The organism is Cryobacterium psychrotolerans, assembly GCF_900101115.1.
GTDB classification, from domain to species: domain Bacteria; phylum Actinomycetota; class Actinomycetes; order Actinomycetales; family Microbacteriaceae; genus Cryobacterium; species Cryobacterium psychrotolerans.
Map to the genome: position 1 here is coordinate 68,788 of NZ_FNFU01000006.1, position 14,896 is coordinate 83,683.

At 65.1% G+C, this 14,896-nt stretch carries 15 protein-coding genes; 10 read left to right on the forward strand and 5 right to left on the reverse strand.

What is annotated here, in order from left to right; genetic code table 11:
* The first annotated feature begins 120 nt into the window (after positions 1–120).
* The 3 genes from BLQ39_RS07165 (at position 121) to BLQ39_RS07175 (ending at position 1,484) form a co-directional block, all read left to right on the forward strand.
* Entirely contained in the window at positions 121–741 is a 621-nt protein-coding gene (locus BLQ39_RS07165; RefSeq protein ID WP_092322869.1) for a hypothetical protein, read from the forward strand.
* Positions 742–876: 135 nt separating this feature from the next.
* Positions 877–1,089 carry a hypothetical protein gene (locus tag BLQ39_RS07170; protein ID WP_198417103.1) on the forward strand — a complete coding sequence of 71 codons (213 nt, stop codon included), beginning with the start codon at positions 877–879 and terminating at the stop codon, positions 1,087–1,089.
* On the forward strand, positions 1,086–1,484 hold the full coding sequence (locus BLQ39_RS07175) for a hypothetical protein (RefSeq protein WP_134575323.1): 399 nt from the start codon (positions 1,086–1,088) through the stop codon (positions 1,482–1,484). Before BLQ39_RS07170 ends, BLQ39_RS07175 begins: the two co-directional genes overlap by 4 nt.
* Here BLQ39_RS07175 and BLQ39_RS07180 read toward each other — a convergent pair.
* Positions 1,481–2,410 carry a DMT family transporter gene (locus BLQ39_RS07180; RefSeq protein ID WP_092322872.1) on the reverse strand — a complete coding sequence of 310 codons (930 nt, stop codon included), beginning with the start codon at positions 2,408–2,410 and terminating at the stop codon, positions 1,481–1,483. The two genes, BLQ39_RS07175 and BLQ39_RS07180, sit on opposite strands and share 4 nt — an antisense overlap.
* A gap of 232 nt (positions 2,411–2,642) precedes the next feature.
* Positions 2,643–3,668, reverse strand: coding sequence for a LacI family DNA-binding transcriptional regulator (locus BLQ39_RS07185; protein WP_092322874.1), 1,026 nt, complete (start codon positions 3,666–3,668; stop codon positions 2,643–2,645).
* Between the two features lie 274 nt (positions 3,669–3,942).
* Between BLQ39_RS07185 and BLQ39_RS07190 the strand changes: the two genes are divergently transcribed.
* The 6 genes from BLQ39_RS07190 (at position 3,943) to BLQ39_RS07215 (ending at position 9,182) form a co-directional block, all read left to right on the forward strand.
* Entirely contained in the window at positions 3,943–4,980 is a 1,038-nt protein-coding gene (locus BLQ39_RS07190) for an asparaginase (protein ID WP_092322875.1), read from the forward strand.
* A gap of 11 nt (positions 4,981–4,991) precedes the next feature.
* A complete protein-coding gene (locus BLQ39_RS07195) occupies positions 4,992–5,882 on the forward strand; it encodes a polysaccharide deacetylase family protein (RefSeq protein ID WP_092322877.1) in 891 nt (296 codons plus the stop codon).
* Positions 5,879–7,285: an MFS transporter gene (locus tag BLQ39_RS07200; protein WP_092322879.1), complete on the forward strand. Its 1,407-nt coding sequence runs from the start codon at positions 5,879–5,881 to the stop codon at positions 7,283–7,285. Before BLQ39_RS07195 ends, BLQ39_RS07200 begins: the two co-directional genes overlap by 4 nt.
* On the forward strand, positions 7,278–8,042 hold the full coding sequence (locus BLQ39_RS07205) for an SDR family NAD(P)-dependent oxidoreductase (RefSeq protein ID WP_092322880.1): 765 nt from the start codon (positions 7,278–7,280) through the stop codon (positions 8,040–8,042). Before BLQ39_RS07200 ends, BLQ39_RS07205 begins: the two co-directional genes overlap by 8 nt.
* A 15-nt stretch (positions 8,043–8,057) precedes the next feature.
* The gene (locus BLQ39_RS07210) at positions 8,058–8,780 is read left to right on the forward strand and encodes an SDR family NAD(P)-dependent oxidoreductase (RefSeq protein ID WP_198414496.1); all 723 of its coding nucleotides are present in this window, start codon (positions 8,058–8,060) and stop codon (positions 8,778–8,780) included.
* 75 nt (positions 8,781–8,855) lie between these two features.
* Entirely contained in the window at positions 8,856–9,182 is a 327-nt protein-coding gene (locus tag BLQ39_RS07215) for a hypothetical protein (protein WP_134575322.1), read from the forward strand.
* Positions 9,183–9,266: 84 nt separating this feature from the next.
* Here the strand turns inward: BLQ39_RS07215 and BLQ39_RS07220 are convergent, their stop codons facing one another.
* The 3 genes from BLQ39_RS07220 to BLQ39_RS07230 all read right to left on the reverse strand — a co-directional run bounded on the left by BLQ39_RS07220 (position 9,267) and on the right by BLQ39_RS07230 (position 13,898).
* Complete coding sequence (locus BLQ39_RS07220) at positions 9,267–11,867, reverse strand: outer membrane protein assembly factor BamB family protein (protein WP_092322884.1); 2,601 nt, start codon at positions 11,865–11,867, stop codon at positions 9,267–9,269.
* A complete protein-coding gene (locus BLQ39_RS07225) occupies positions 11,864–12,877 on the reverse strand; it encodes a HupE/UreJ family protein (RefSeq protein WP_167738563.1) in 1,014 nt (337 codons plus the stop codon). Before BLQ39_RS07225 ends, BLQ39_RS07220 begins: the two co-directional genes overlap by 4 nt.
* A 124-nt stretch (positions 12,878–13,001) precedes the next feature.
* Entirely contained in the window at positions 13,002–13,898 is an 897-nt protein-coding gene (locus BLQ39_RS07230) for a phosphatidylinositol-specific phospholipase C/glycerophosphodiester phosphodiesterase family protein (RefSeq protein ID WP_092322888.1), read from the reverse strand.
* Between the two features lie 190 nt (positions 13,899–14,088).
* Here BLQ39_RS07230 and BLQ39_RS07235 point away from each other — a divergent pair, with 190 nt between their 5' ends.
* Positions 14,089–14,874 (forward strand): glucosamine-6-phosphate deaminase, encoded by a 786-nt coding sequence (locus tag BLQ39_RS07235; RefSeq protein ID WP_092322889.1) that lies wholly within the window; start codon positions 14,089–14,091, stop codon positions 14,872–14,874.
* The last annotated feature ends 22 nt before the right edge of the window (positions 14,875–14,896 follow it).

A 14,896-nucleotide genomic window follows, 5' to 3' on the forward strand; every position in this document is an offset into this window, starting at 1 on the left:
CGGGGGGTAGGCGCGCAGCGCTTCCTTATACCTGAGCACTTGTCATGTTCTGCTGTTGCGGAGTTGACTGAGCGGCATCGAACCACCCGCCACGCGTCCCTTCCCGAAAGGGGACTGCTGATGAGTACTTCGTCCCGCCCGCTTCGCCTGCCCGGCCGCCACCCGGTGCGCCGCCGCGCACTCGCGGCCATTGCGATGCTCGCCGTGCCGCTGGCCCTGGCGGCGGGCAACGTCGCCTTCGGGGCCAACCACGTCACGGCCGGGGCTGTGGCGGTGGCGGAAGCCCAATACCTGGGCGAGGTGGATGGCCCGGCGCCGCGCGCGACGCTGGCGGACGGCATCCGGGCCGAGGGGATCACCAGCCGATTCTCGGCAGGTCAGGCGCCGGCCGTGGCGGGGCAGCCTGCCGGCACGCCCCGGTTCACCACGTACGTCTGGACGGCGGGCTGGCAGGCCCAGATCGATGCCTGCAACGGCGCGGTCGACCTCACCGGGCGCTACGGCGTGCGCGTGATCGGCGAGCACTGGGGCTGCGGCGGGTCCCGCTTCCCGAGCTCGGGCCTGATCACGCTGTCGGGCGTGCTGTCCGGCACCTACCGGGTGGGCGGGGTCGCCGCGGTGCTCAACGCGAACACGCAGGGCACCGGCAACATCCCGCGGGGGTACGACCTGCTCTACCAGACCTGCATCAACGGGTCGAACAAGACGATGTCGTTCACGGTGCTCACGCGGGTGGGTTAGGGGTTGTCCCGAGCGTCACCGGCCGCAACGACGCGCCCTTGCTCGGAGCCGGCTGTCATTCGCTAATGGCCACGCGTCCGTGCTCTTGCAATATCGGTCTTGCGCTCCCTGCAAGCCCGGCCTAGAGTACCGTTTATGAAACGGCGGGAATTGCTGAAGGCAATCGCTGCCGCAGCCAGGGATGCAGATCTGAGCTGGACGCTCGCCAGACAGGGTGCCAATCACGAGGTGTACAGCCTGGACGGACTCATCATTCCCATACCGCGCCACACCGAGATAAACGAGCTAACCGCTGAAAGCATTTTCAAGGAGTGCGAACCAAAGCGTGGAAGGAGATGGTGGAAGTGACCACGTATCACGCCATGGCTTCACCCGTCGGGCGATTCTGGCATGTCGAAGTGCGCGAGATCTCTCGCGCCACGCAAGCAAGACACGCATCTGAAATCCCCACGATGGCTCGGGACCTGGTTGAAATCATGACCGGTGAGGCGAACGTCGATCTTGAAGTCGAGTATGTTCTGCCTTTAGAAATTGAGGCTCATCGACGAAGGGCAGCGGACCTGCGGCGTGACGAATTGCGACTGCGCCAGGACGCGGCGAGGGAATTGCGCGCAGCCGCGGCAGCGCTGAGGCATCAGGGCCTAACCCTGGCAGACGTTGGAACGGTTCTCGGGGTCTCACATCAGCGCGCAAGCCAGCTGCTCGCCGCTCACTCCCGGGAAGACGTGGAGCGCGCTCGCTAGGGTTTCTTCGCGCCAGGCAGGGGCGGGGAGACCTCAATCGGTGCATCCCGCGGCGCCGGCGCATCCGTGCGGGCCGGGCGCAGCGAACTCAGCGCGACGCCCGCGAAGACGATCAGTCCGCCGAGCAGCTGGGGCACGGTGAGCACCGCGCCCAGGGCGACGGCGATGACCACGGTGAAGACGGTGATCAGGTTGAGGTAGAGGCCGGCGCGGCCCGCCGGCATGCCGTGCGCCCCGATGTTCCACAGCAGGTAGGAGCCGATCGACGGGAAGACCACGATGTACACGAGCGCCCAGGCGATGGGCGCCTCGGCCGGCCAGGACACCCCGCCGGCCACCGCTACCGGCGCCATCAGCACCGCCACCATCCCGGCCTGAACGGCCGTCGCGGTGATCGGCGGCACCTTCAGGCCGCGGCCGAAGATCGTGTACAGGCTCCAGACCACGATCGCGCCGAGCATGAGCAGGTCGCCCAGGTTGAACCTCAGCGACAGGACGGATGCCAGCGCCCCGTCGGTGATCACCAGCAGCACCCCGAACAGGCTGACCAGCAGCCCGAGGATGCCGCGCCAGCCCATCCGCTCGTGCAGCAGCAGGGCGGCGAGCACGACCATCACCGCGGGGTTGGCCGCGTTGACCAGCGACGCCGACTGCGGCGTCGTGAACTGCAGCGCCCCGTAGAGCAGGAGGGTGTACCCGGTGAGCCCGAGCGCCGCGAGCAGCAGCAGCCGCGGCCAGTGCCGCAGCACGGCCCGCCAGTCGGGCTTCTCGATCAGCTGGGCGAGCACGAGGAGCGGCACGGAGGCGAGCGTCCAGCGCCACCAGTTGAGGTCGAGGGGCGAGATGGACTGCACGGCGACGGCGCCGACGACGTAATTGCCGGCCCAGAAGAGGGCGGCGAACACGAGGGCGAGGGAGTACTTCACTGGCCTCACGATACAAGGCCGGCGCATCCGTGCCTGGCCGCGGCCGTCGCCCGGCGCCGCGGGGCGGGGGTTTCCCGGTTGGACAGTCGCACCTTGGCCGGTCGACCGAGCGTGTTTGCCGGTTCCGGTCGACTTTGCCTGGTGCGCCGGGCAAACTCGACCGGAACCGGCAACCTCGGCGGCGGAGTCGGCGGCGCTCGCCCGTCTGGCCGGTCGTGTGCTCGAGTTCGCCTTATGCGCTGCTCTCACGCACGCAGAGCGTCGGCTCCAGCCGGATCGACTCAGCCTGCTCGCCATTGAGAACACGAAGAAGCAACTGCACCGCGGAGCGTCCGATCTCGAGCATGGGGGAGTGTACCGAAGACAAAGAGATCGGAAGTTGAGCCGCGAGAGAGGTGTCGTTGTATCCGACAAGGGCCATGTCCTGGCCAACCTGCAAACCCTGGGAGCGCACAGCGCCCATAGCGCCGATGGCAGCGAAGTCATTGACTGCGAACAACGCGGTGGGTCGACGCGCATCATTCTTAAGTATCTTCTCCGCCGCGATCCTGCCTCCGACTGTATCGAAGCCAGACCACACGACCGCGCTGTCCGGGATATCGCCGCCTAGCTCCCGCCAGCGGCGGACAAAACCCGCCACCCGGTCGACGGCGGTGCTTGCGTAGGGTTCCCCCGCGATCACGGAGACAGTGCGGTGCCCCGAACTCCACAGGTGGTCAGCGACGAGCTCGCCTCCCCGAACATCGTCGCAGGTGGCCGATGGATAACCGGGAACCCGCCGATTCATGAGAACAAACGGAACCCCCCGGTCGGACAGCTCCGCCAGGAGACTGCCGTCGAGATGGGCGTCCCCGAAGATCATGCCATCCACCCGCCGGGCCAACATGATCTCCGTCTTACGGCGCTGCAGTTCCTGGTCATCTCGGGAATTCATGACAAAAGTGGAGTAGTTGGCCTCGGCGGCCGCTTCTTCGATCCCCTCGTACATTATCGCCAGCACCAGGTCGGAGAGCCTGGGGACGATCACTCCCAGAAGGTGTGTGCGTCGGGTTCGCAGGCTCGTCGCTTGCGGGTCCGGCGAATAGCCCATCTCGCGGGCCAGTGCTCGCACGCGCTCGGCCGTCCCCGGAGAGGCTGCGCTCCGCGCGACGTCCGTGCCCGAGTGCAATATGCGGGACACCGTCGAGGAGTGCAGGCCGAGCTCGCTGGCCAGATCCTTCAACGTGACGGCGCGTTCGGGCGGTCTGTTGTCGTTCATCTGGACCCCTTCATCTCGCGCGTGCTCGCATGCGATCGACACCAATGTTCAGCAGCTGCTTGACGTGCCCCTTCAACAGATTCTATAGTTTCCTCTACCGCAACCCAATCGATTGGGTGACATCGGCCACAAGGCCTGCGGAACCCGTTCTTGCAGACACCCGTGTCGTCCACCCGCAGTTCTCCAGATATCCGCGGACTGGCCTGGCGCGATTACCCAATCGATTGCGTTGCCTCACATCGGAGTGAACATGAAAGACCCAGGAGGCGCCCACGTGGTGCTACTGGCAACGGGCGGCACGATATCTTCTCGAGTGCAGCCGGCGTTCGGTGGCGCGACAGTCGCGATTGATCGCGGCGAGCAGATTCTGGGGAGCCTGCGCTCGCAGCCTCCCTATCCGGTGCGGGTCGTCGATCTCTTCCATGAGGGTTCCTACCTTCTGACCTTCGGTGACATGGCCGACATTTGCGCGAAGATCGCAGACGCTCTCTCCGATCCCCTGGTCATGGGTGTCGTCGTCACCCACGGCACCGACACCATGGAGGAAACCGCATTCCTCGCGGACCTCACCCATGATGATCCGCGCCCGGTCGTATTCACGGGGGCGCAAAGGCCCGCCGATTCGGCCGAACCGGACGGGCCAGGCAACCTTTCCAGAGCGATCGCCCTCGCCGGCTCGGCCGCAGCGCGCGAACGCGGGGTGCTCCTCTGCTTTGCCGGCGAGATCTTCCCAGCCAGAGGTGTCCGGAAGGCTCAGACCTTTGATCTCCACGCGTTCACGAATCCTGACTTCGGGCAGGCCGGATTCATTTCGGCGGCGGGCGACATACAGATGGACGACGTGCTGCCCAGGCTGGACCCGTTGCCTTTGCCGTCCGCCGGCGACGGAGACGACCCGCGCGTTGATCTCGTGGCGGCCTATCCTGGCGCGGATTCCCTGCTGTTGCTGGCGTCCTGCGGCGCTGGCGCGTCGGGCGTGGTGTTGCAGGCGACGGGCAGTGGTAACGCCAACCGGGTGATGTGCCAGGCCATTGCAGATGCCACTGCCGCCGGCGTTGTGATCGTGACGAGCACCCGCGTGCAGGCCGGCCCCGTTCTGCCGGTGTACGGCCACGGTGGGGGCAAGGATCTAGCCACCGCCGGCGCCATCCCGTCAGGGCTGCTCAAGCCATCCCAAGCCCTGGTTCTGCTCGGCCTCCTGCTCCGGCTGGGGATGGATCGCGAACAGATCGCCCAAACGTTCGCCCGGCACGGAGCGCATCCCCAGCCCGGTTCGAAATCCCCACGTACCCAGTCAATACACCAATACTGAAAGGCTGATTCATGAAAAAGGACATACAGGTCGCCTTCGGCGTCGACGTCGATGCCGTCGCCGGAATGCTCGGCTCTTACGGCGGAGAAGACTCGCCCTGTGACATCTCACGCGGACTCTTCAGCGGCGAGGTGGGCGGGCCCAGGCTCCTTCGTCTCTTCGAGAAGTATGAGTTGCCCTCAACCTGGTTTGTCCCCGGGCATTCCATCGAGACCTTCCCTGACCTCACGCGGATGATCGTCGATGCGGGCCATGAGATCGGGGTCCACGGCTACTCCCACGAAAACCCCATCGCCATGTCCCGGGAGCAGGAGACTGCCATCCTGGACCGATCCATCGAGCTGATTGAAAAGGTATCGGGGCGTCGCCCGACCGGCTACGTCGCCCCCTGGTGGGAGTTCTCGCCTGTCACGAACGAGATTTTGCTCGAGCGCGGCATCAAGTACGACCACTCACTCATGCACCGTGATTTCGAGCCGTACTACGTCCGTGTCGGAGACAGCTGGAAGAAGATCGATTACAGCAAGGCGGCGGAAACCTGGATGGAACCGCTGGTTCGCGGCCGCGAAACCGACCTCGTGGAGATTCCAGCCAACTGGTACCTGGATGACCTTCCGCCCATGATGTTCATCAAGGCCGCCCCGAACTCGCACGGCTTCGTCAATCCCCGCGACATTGAACAGATGTGGCGTGACCAGTTCGACTGGGTCTACCGCGAAATGGACCAGGCGGTGTTCACCATGACCATCCACCCGGATGTCTCCGGCCGCCCGCAGGTGCTCCTCATGCTCGAGCGACTCATCGAGCACATCAACTCGCACGACGGCGTGAACTGGCTCACCTTCGACCAGATCGCCGACTCCTTTATCAGCCGCGCACCACGAAAGGGAATCAACTCATGAGCACACAGTCCTCGGCCGTCGATCTGACGGCACCGAAGCTGAACGAGAAGCGCAGGTTCCCCGCCTTCTCGAAGAGGGACACCAACATTGCCACCACCCTGGCTTTGCTGGCTTGGACAATCGCCGTCTTCGACTACGGGCTCTTCGGCACGCTGCTGCCGGCCATGCAGGAATCCTTCGGCTGGACAGCGACGGAATCCTATGCCATCAACACGTGGATCGCTGTTGGCACGGCAATCGTAGCCTTCGGAATCGGACCGGTGATCGACCGTCTGGGCCGCCGGAAGGGCATGATGGTCACGGTCGGGGGCACGGCGATCGTCTCGGGACTGACCGCAATCATTCCCACAGGGATCGCGTTCCTCAGCAGCGGACTCGTCGTACTGATCCGCTCCTTCGGAGGACTGGGATTCTCGGAACAGGCCGTCAACGCGACCTACATGAACGAGGTCTACCAGGTCACAGAGGACGCGAAGAAGCGCAAGCGCCCCGGCTTCTACTACTCCTTCATCCAGGGAGGCTGGCCGCTGGGCTTCCTGCTGGCCAGCGCCCTGGCCCTTGCGTTCCTGCCCACGCTGGGCTGGCGAGCACTGTACCTGATGGCAACAGTCCCCGCAGTGATCATCGTTTGGGTCATTGCAAAGAAGCTCAAGGAGACGCCACAGTTTGAACTCCACCACGAACTCACCCGGCTGGAGAAGCACGGGCGCTCAGACGATGCACACGCACTGGCTCGTTCCTACGGCGTTGAGCACTCGTCGGTGGCTCCGCTGAAGCGCATCTGGGAACCTCACCTGCGCCGGAACACGATTGTCTTCTCTCTCGCCTGGATATTCAACTTCTTCGGGATCATGATCTTCAGCATTCTTGGCAGTTCCGTCCTCAAGAACGCCAAGGGTGTGGAGCTGTCCGATGCCTTCTGGATGTTGATCGTCATCAACCTCCTGGCCTACTTCGGATACATCTTCCACGGCTGGCTCGGCGACAAGATCGGGCGCAAGAGGACCATCATCGGAGGCTGGATTTTGTCCGGAATTTCCTTCGCCATCATGCTTAGCCCCCTGGCAGTCAGCCCGGCAATGATCATCCTCACCTACGGCGCCGGTCTGTTCTTCCTCGTCGGCCCCTACGCTGCCATCCAGTACTTCATGGCGGAGTGCTACCCGGTCAGTTGCCGCGCAACCGGAACAACGTTCATCGGCGCCATGAGCCAGCCCGGCATCATCATCGGCGGGGCACTGTTCACCGCCGTCGCCGCCGGAGCAGACACCGGCACCGCGGCCCTCTGGGTGGGCGCGTTGGGAACCCTCTTCTCGGGCTTGCTGATGATCGCGGCCAAGCCACCGGTCGAAGCGCTCCTGGAAAGCCCGCCCGAGGCACTTCCTCAGGTCGCGAATGCCTGAAGCCAAAGTAGCGATCATCACGGGGGCGGCCAGCGGCATCGGCCGCTCCCTAGCGATCCACTATGCGCGGCAGGGCGTAACCACTATCATCGGTACTTTCCCTGCAGATCCCCACGACCCGGAGGAGACCCTGCGCCTCGTCATCGAAGCAGGTGGCCGGGCCGTAATCCACGAGGTGGATGTTCGCAGGACGGAATCGGTGGAAGCGTTCGCCCAAAGGGCGGTGGCGGAATTCGGGCGACTCGATTATGTAGTCGCGAACGCCGGCATCCTCCGCAACTCCGCCCTCGAGGAGCTCTCCGACGATCGATGGAATGAGATGCTCGACGTCGACCTCACGGGAGTGCTGCGGACCCTACGCGCCGGGGCCGGAAGAATGCCGGACGGCGGGGCGATGGTCGCCGTCTCTTCGATTGCCGGCGCAGTCTACGGGTGGGAGGGACATGCCCATTACGCCGCAGCGAAAGCAGGGGTACTCGGACTCGTTCGCAGTTTGGCCGTGGAACTCGGCCCGCGCCAGATCCGCGTCAACGCCATCGTTCCCGGACTCATCAAGACGCCCCAATCGCTTGACCCGGTCAACTCGCTCGGCCCCGACGGCCTCCAGCAAGCAGGGAACGACATCCCCTGGGGTCGCGTCGGGGAACCGGAGGAGGTTGCCAGCGTCATCGCATTCCTCACCTCGAACGATGCCCGATACGTGACCGGGCAGTCGCTCACCGTCGACGGCGGACTGACCGTCAAAATGCGTGCCTGAGAACAGGAGGACCTGATGAGCATGCAAAGCGAACCTCACGCCGGGCACGGGCGGGCCGTGGTCGTCACCGGCGGCAGCAGCGGAATCGGCCTGGCAATCGTTGAAGCCTTCAGGGCGAACGGTGACCGGGTGGCCGTCCTGGACCGGGTCGGCGGAGGCGACGTCATCCGGGTAGACGTCTCGGACGAAGACAGCGTACGCCGCGCCTTCGACCTCGCCAGGGAGCGCCTCGGACCAATCCAGATCCTCGTCAACAGCGCCGGGTTGCTTACGGAGTCACCGTTGGAGGAAATGACCCTCGCAATGTGGAGCGAAACGATAGCGGTCGACCTGACCGGTGTCTTCCTCTGCTGCCGGGAGGTGGTGGGGGAGATGCGCAGCCAGAAGTGGGGCCGCATCATCAACATTGCCTCCCAGCTGGCGATAAAAGGGGGGAAGGGGCTCAGCCACTACAGCGCGGCGAAAGCCGGCGTGGTGGGACTGACCAAGGCACTCGCCCTGGAGCTTGCCCCTGACAATGTGCTGGTCAACAGCATCGCACCCGGCCCGATCGAGACCCCGCTGGTCGAAGGCATCTCGGAGAGCTGGAAGGCTGCTAAACGCGCCGAACTGCCCCTGGGGCGATTCGGTGTTCCGGCGGAAGTGGCCCCCACCGCACTGCTGCTTGCCAGCGAACCCGGCGGGAATCTGTACGTGGGCCAGACGCTCGGACCCAACTCCGGCGACGTGATGCCATAAGAAGGGGAACATCATATGTGCGGTGCGTGCGGCAGGAGGACTGTCCAGGACCCAATCCTCGGCAACGTGCGAACGATGCGCCAGCAGATCATCGTGGCCCAGGTCATCAATGCCGTGTGCCGACATGTTCCCGGTGTCCCCCGGGTCACCGCCCTAGTTGACAACTGGCTCATGGCCGGCCCCACTGGTGCGACGAAGCTCTGCGACACGGTCGAGGAACTGTGGACGGCCATCATCGACGGCAGCGTGGACCCAAACGTCCCCGCCCTCTCTGAGGCGCTGAAAGCCTATTCAGCAGACCCCCTCAACACTGGACTGGCGGCACAGGTCACCGAACTGGGGCTGACGCTGGCCGAGGGACACGCGCATCGTCACCGCGCTGGGCATCCGCCCCCGCCATGACCAACGGGGAGGGCGGCCGCATGGTGGCCATCCCTCCCCGTTGCGGTTGCAGGGGCTCGGGTTACTCGTTCACGCGCCGGTTGATCACTTGCCCGGTACCGACCGCTTCGCCGCCTCACCATCGGGGGTGTAGGCGTAGAGGTTGCCGTCGAAGGCGCCGACGACGACGGTGTTGCCGCTGACCGCCGGGCCCGCGGACACCCAGGTGCCGATCTCGTGCTCCCACAATGACCGGCCCGTGTTCGAATCGAGGGCGTAGAAGCTGCCGTTGTTCGAGCCGACGAACAGCGTGTCACCACTGAGGGCAGGCGAGCTGTGGATGCCGGCGCGGTACTGTGCGCCGGGCAGAAGGCGATCCCAGAGCACCGAACCGGTGGCGGCATCCAGGGCGGTGACTGCGCCGCTCGGGAAGCCCATGTAAATCACGTCGCCGGCAATGGTCGGGGCGGCCGGGGTGGCGCCGCCGTTCACCAGCAACGGATGCGGGCTCTTGTAGGTCCACAGCGTCGCGCCGGTGACACCGTCGCGGGCGATGATGCCGTTGTTGGAGCCGATGTAGACGCGCCCGTTTGCGGCGGACGGCACACCGTCCTGCCAGCCGCCGAGCTGGGCGCCCCCGGTCCAGAGCTTCGCGCCGGTGGTCAGGTCGTAGGCGATCACGCGGTCTGCGGTCTGGTTGCCCACGTAGACGCGGCCGTCGGCCACGGCGGGAGTGCCGTCACTCATGGTGGCGCCGCTCATTGCGGATGCCCAGATCCGCTCGCCGGTCTTCACGTCCAGGGCGATGAGCAGGCCCAGGTTGGCCTCGCCGTGCCGCGACTGATACGGGTACAGAACCTTGCCCTCGGCCACGGTGACGCCGTAGTAGCCGTAGGTGCGCTGGTTGTAGCCCTCCGGTGCCGGCTCGGGGTCGTGCTGCCACTTCAGCTTTCCGGTGGCGGCGTCCACGGCGAACAGGGTGCCCCGCAACGTCGGAACGAACACGAGGCCGTCCGACACGGCGATGCTGCCGTGCACCGAGGACGGAACCGGGTAGCTCCACAGCTTCTTGCCGGTGGCCTGGTCGACGGCGTGCACGGCACTGTTGCTGTCGCCGTTCTCATCCCGCGTACCGGCGTAGACAATGCCCCCGACAATCACCGGAGATCCGGTGAGGAACGTCCCCTCGGTGCGGTAGGACCACGCCAGGCGTTGCCCGGCCTCGATCTTGTCGGTCGCGACGCCGGTGTGGCCCTGGTCACCGTGGTGCTGGGACCAGTTCGCGCCCGCCTTGGGCAGAATCGCGCTTTCCTTCGTCAGGGTGAATTTCGACGACGTGCTCCAGGATGCCCCGGCAGCGTCGACCGCGCGCACCTCGACGGTGTGTGCGCCGGCGCGAACGTCATCCGGCAGGGCCGAATGCCAGGTGAATTCGCCGCTTGACTTGAGCGGACGCCAATTGCCCTCGTCGACCTTGAATTGCACCTTGGTCGGCGCGTCCGAGGTGTCGTAGGCATTCACCTGGATTCCGGGGAAGCCGTCCAGCGGAACGGACGAACCTGCGGCCGGGCTGGTGATGGTGAGGTCCTGCTGGGCCCCGTACATCCGGAAGGGATTCTTGAAGGTCTCATCCGTCATTTCCACGTATCGAAAACCGCGCGGGGAATTGTCAATCGTGTACGAACTGGAGCTGGTCTGAACGTGCTTGGCCGAGCCGGCGAATGCACTGTTCGGCTCGACGTCGTTGGAGTGTTCGTGGCCGACCAGGATGAGTTCGGCGCCGTACTGCTCGAGGATCGCGCCGTACTGGTCATACATTGAGTTCGACCCGAAGGGCACGTTCATCGGCTGATGGGTCAGCACAACCAGGCGCTTGTCCCCGACGTTCTGGGCAAGATCCTGCTTGGCCCACTCCAGCTGTTCCTCGAAGGGTGCCGCGCCGTTGTTTTCCAGAACGAGGAAATGCCGGTCCCCGTAGTCGAAGGAATACCACTCCGGCCCGACATTGGTGCGGTAGTTGTTGATGCGCGCGGCGTAGCCGACGCCGGCTGCATATTCATGGTTGCCGACCGCAGGCCAGACCGGAACGGGGGAGAGGGCCGTGGCCGCCTTGTAGAAGTCGAACTCGGCCTTGGTGGCGTTGTTGGTCAAATCCCCGCTGACCTGGATGAAGGCCAGATCCTCCTTGGTGGAGTTGATCTCCTTCACCTGATCGGTGAGCTGGGCGTTCACATGGGGGTCTGCGACGTTTCCGAAGGTGAAATTGCTGCCCGCGGATTTGGGATCCTTGGTCAGCCCGAAGTCGACGCTCTTTGCTTCGCCCGTGGCGAGTTCACCCAGATCGCGGTAAAAACGCGGGGTCTTGAACTTGTCCGTGCCGACCGAATACCCGGCGGGCTGGGTGATGAAGACGAGGTCGGTCGTGCGCCGCTGGATGGGGGTGTCCAGACTGTAGCGACCATCGGCATCCGTCACGACGATCGTGGCGCCATCCGACACGGTGACCCCGGGGAGCACCTTTTCCCGGGCGTCGAACACGTCGTTTCCGTTGCCGTCTTCGAAGACGGTTCCCGAAATCACGGCGCTGGGTGGGTCGATCGTCTGCGAGACGGCCGAGCTCAGCGGCGCGGCGACCACGAGCCCGCCCAGGATCGCGGTGACCGCGTAAAGCCAACGGCGGAGCCGTTTGGGTGCCAGGTGTTTCATGCGAGGAAGAACCTTTCTAGGAACCAGATGAGTCCGAAGACTGCGACCACGATGGTCGCCCCCCGCACGACCGGCGCCGAGAAACGGCTCCGACGCACGAGGAGGAGTAGGGGGAAGATCACGAGCAGCAGCAGAACCTGGGCCGCTTCGATTCCAATGTTGAAACTGAGCAGCGAGGCCACCAGGTTCCAGCTGACGTCGTCGGTGATTTTCAGGGAACCGGCAAATCCCAGCCCGTGCAGCAGGCCGAACAGAAACACCACCAGGTGTCTGCGGCGCGGGGCGCCCAACAGATTCTCGATGGCCACGAATGTGATCGACAGCGCAATCAGGGGCTCCACGATGGATGCCCCCACCTGCACCCAGCCGAGGAGCGCGGTGATCAGGCTCACGCTGTGGGCCAGGGTGAACATCGACACGACGCCCACGAGGTTGCGCAGGCTCGTCGCGCCGAGCATCACCGCGACGACGAAGAGCACGTGGTCCAGGCCGAACAAGAGGTGCTCGACGCCCATCAGCGCGAATCTGGAACTCGAGACGATGACTGAGTTCTCACCCATGAGAAGTTCATTGTGGCCGCCGTCCATCACGGTGCGGCCGCTGTCCGCACCGATCTGGTACTCGACGATGTTTGTGTGCTCGTCGGAGATCGCGTCCACGTCGGAGAAGACGTCGTACGTCAATTGGTACTGACCCGACTCGCCCGGGCAGGTGTAGGTCAGGTCCATCTGCACGTACGGATTCTCGTCACGGGTCGTCGTGGAGACTCCATCGAGGTGAGGCTCGCACGCTGCGCCATCCAGATAAATGACGACCCGTTCGGACAGGTATGCCGAAAGGTTAGCCTTTCCGGCCTCGAGCGCCGCCAGGCGAGAGGCGTCGTCGACTGCGCCCCGGGCATCCGGCCCCAGGTCGACCGCTTTGGCCAGGATCTCGTATTCGAGGCTCAGCTCGTAGGAGATTTCACGGCCGTCGCCATGAATTGTCGAGTAGCCGGCAGTGTCACGCACGTGAGCGGACGCCGGCAACGTTCCCGCGAGCAGGAACAGGAAAACCAGCCCCAGGAGAATGGAAGATCGGGACGCAAGTAGGGCGCGATTCATGGCGGGAGCGGGCGGGTGGAGGGCGATGTCGCTAGCTGCGGCTCCCAAGGAACTCCTCCAGCGCGGCCAGGTCATCGGTATTTATGTGGTCTACGCCGGCCTCGTGCAGCTCGGTCCAGATGGCTTCGCGGGCTTCCCCCGGCACATCGAGGGTCGCCCAGAAGCGCACGCGGTAGCCCTGGGCGTGCGCCACCCGCACGTATTCGCGCAACCTGGCCTTCTCGCTCTCCGGCATCACCCCGACACCCCGCCAGGCGAAAAGCTTGTTCCAGTTGTCACTGACCAGCGGCATGAGATCGGCCGGTATGCCGGACGCCAGATCGCCGGAGCGTCCGTCGTAGAAGGCAAACCGCGAGTCACGGTTCCGCATGGTTTCCAGGGGCCGGTTGCCGCTGACCACGGCGATAACCGGTCCGGTTTTAGTCTTGCCGTTGGAGTACCGGGTCATGATGGACGGGTGCTCTGCCAGCTCTTCCTCGATCGCAGCGTAGGTGCTCTCGCCGTCGCTCTTGATGTCGATCAGCAGTTGGAAGGTGCCATCCCAGCCGGGGTAGACGCTGTGATCCTGCCCGCGGATGAGACTGTCAAGCGGATCTAGGTAGAGGCTTTCGAGAGTGACCCCCGGCTGGACATTCGCGAGGTCGTGAGCGACGAGAAGCTCGCCATTGACGAGCCAGACATCGGCTTCGACACTGGTGAATCCGTGTTCGAGGGCGTCGAATAGCGGCCGGTCATGCTCATAGTCATTGTGAGCGTGGGCGGCACCCTGCGGTTCGCCGAGGACGACGTTGGCCTGTGATGGTGCGGCCGCCTGTGCCGAGGCGGCGGGCTGCGAGGGTGCGGCCGCACCGGTGACGGCGGCGAGGGCAACGAGCGCCGAAGCGGCAGTCCCGCCGAGAACGCCCCGTCGGGAAGTAGTTGACCGCATGACATGCTCCTTGCGTGTTCGAGTTGGTTCGGTTCAGTCCGAATGCGCAACGGCCTTAGGTCTATCGGCGCCGGCTGAACTGGTGGCGCTGGTCTGGCAAACGCAGCATGAACGGACCCGTTGATGATTGAAAGTGATCCAAACTAGTATTCTGGGGTCATAAGTAATCAAGATCGAAGGCGGATGTCCGATGGCCGAAGTCATTGTTGTTGAGAACGCGGATGCCGCCGGTGAGCTCATCGCCGCCTCGATCCGCGCGCTGATCGAGGCCCGGCCCGACGCGGTCCTCGGCCTGGCCACCGGGTCGACGCCGCTGCCGATCTACCGCTCGCTGGCCCGCTCGTTCGCCGATCGCCCGCTCGACGTTTCACAGGTGCGCGGCTTCTCCCTGGACGAATACGTCGGCCTGCCGGCGGGGCATCCGGAAAGCTACCGCTCGGTCATCACCCGCGACGTCGTCACCCCGCTCGGGCTCACGCCGGGCAACATCCACGTGCCCAGCGGCGACCCGGCCGGTCTGCCCGCCGCCGGCGCCGACTACGAGCGGGCCATCGTGCGGGCCGGGGGAGTGGACCTGCAGATCCTCGGGATCGGCCGCACCGGGCACCTGGGCTTCAACGAGCCCGGCTCGTCGTTCGAATCGCTCACCCGGGTGAAGACCCTGACCCCGCAGACCCGGGCCGACAACGCCCGCTTCTTCGCCTCTGCCGACGACGTGCCGGTGCACTGCATCACCCAGGGGCTCGGCACGATCCGGCGTGCCCGCCACCTCGTGCTGCTGGCCGTCGGCGAGGGCAAGGCCGCGGCGATCGCCGCGGCGGTCGAGGGGCCGGTCACGGCCAGCCAGCCCGGCTCGGCCATCCAGCTGCACCCGCACGTCACGGTCGTCGTCGACGAGGCGGCGGCGAGCATGCTCGCGAACCTCGACTACTACCGCTACGCCTGGGCGAACAAGCCGGCCTGGCAGGGCATCTAGCCCCGCCTCCTCCGGCCGCCGC

Excerpts from the sequence above, each read along its gene's own strand:
- BLQ39_RS07215 (WP_134575322.1), top strand. The coding sequence starts at position 8,856 with ATGCGCCAGCAGATCATCGTGGCCCAGGTCATCAATGCCGTGTGCCGA.
- BLQ39_RS07165 (WP_092322869.1), top strand. The coding sequence starts at position 121 with ATGAGTACTTCGTCCCGCCCGCTTCGCCTGCCCGGCCGCCACCCGGTG.
- BLQ39_RS07195 (WP_092322877.1), top strand. The coding sequence starts at position 4,992 with ATGAAAAAGGACATACAGGTCGCCTTCGGCGTCGACGTCGATGCCGTC.
- BLQ39_RS07200 (WP_092322879.1), top strand. The coding sequence starts at position 5,879 with ATGAGCACACAGTCCTCGGCCGTCGATCTGACGGCACCGAAGCTGAAC.
- BLQ39_RS07220 (WP_092322884.1), bottom strand. The coding sequence starts at position 11,867 with ATGAAACACCTGGCACCCAAACGGCTCCGCCGTTGGCTTTACGCGGTC.
- BLQ39_RS07205 (WP_092322880.1), top strand. The coding sequence starts at position 7,278 with ATGCCTGAAGCCAAAGTAGCGATCATCACGGGGGCGGCCAGCGGCATC.
- BLQ39_RS07170 (WP_198417103.1), top strand. The coding sequence starts at position 877 with ATGAAACGGCGGGAATTGCTGAAGGCAATCGCTGCCGCAGCCAGGGAT.
- BLQ39_RS07210 (WP_198414496.1), top strand. The coding sequence starts at position 8,058 with ATGAGCATGCAAAGCGAACCTCACGCCGGGCACGGGCGGGCCGTGGTC.
- BLQ39_RS07235 (WP_092322889.1), top strand. The coding sequence starts at position 14,089 with ATGGCCGAAGTCATTGTTGTTGAGAACGCGGATGCCGCCGGTGAGCTC.
- BLQ39_RS07185 (WP_092322874.1), bottom strand. The coding sequence starts at position 3,668 with ATGAACGACAACAGACCGCCCGAACGCGCCGTCACGTTGAAGGATCTG.
- BLQ39_RS07230 (WP_092322888.1), bottom strand. The coding sequence starts at position 13,898 with ATGCGGTCAACTACTTCCCGACGGGGCGTTCTCGGCGGGACTGCCGCT.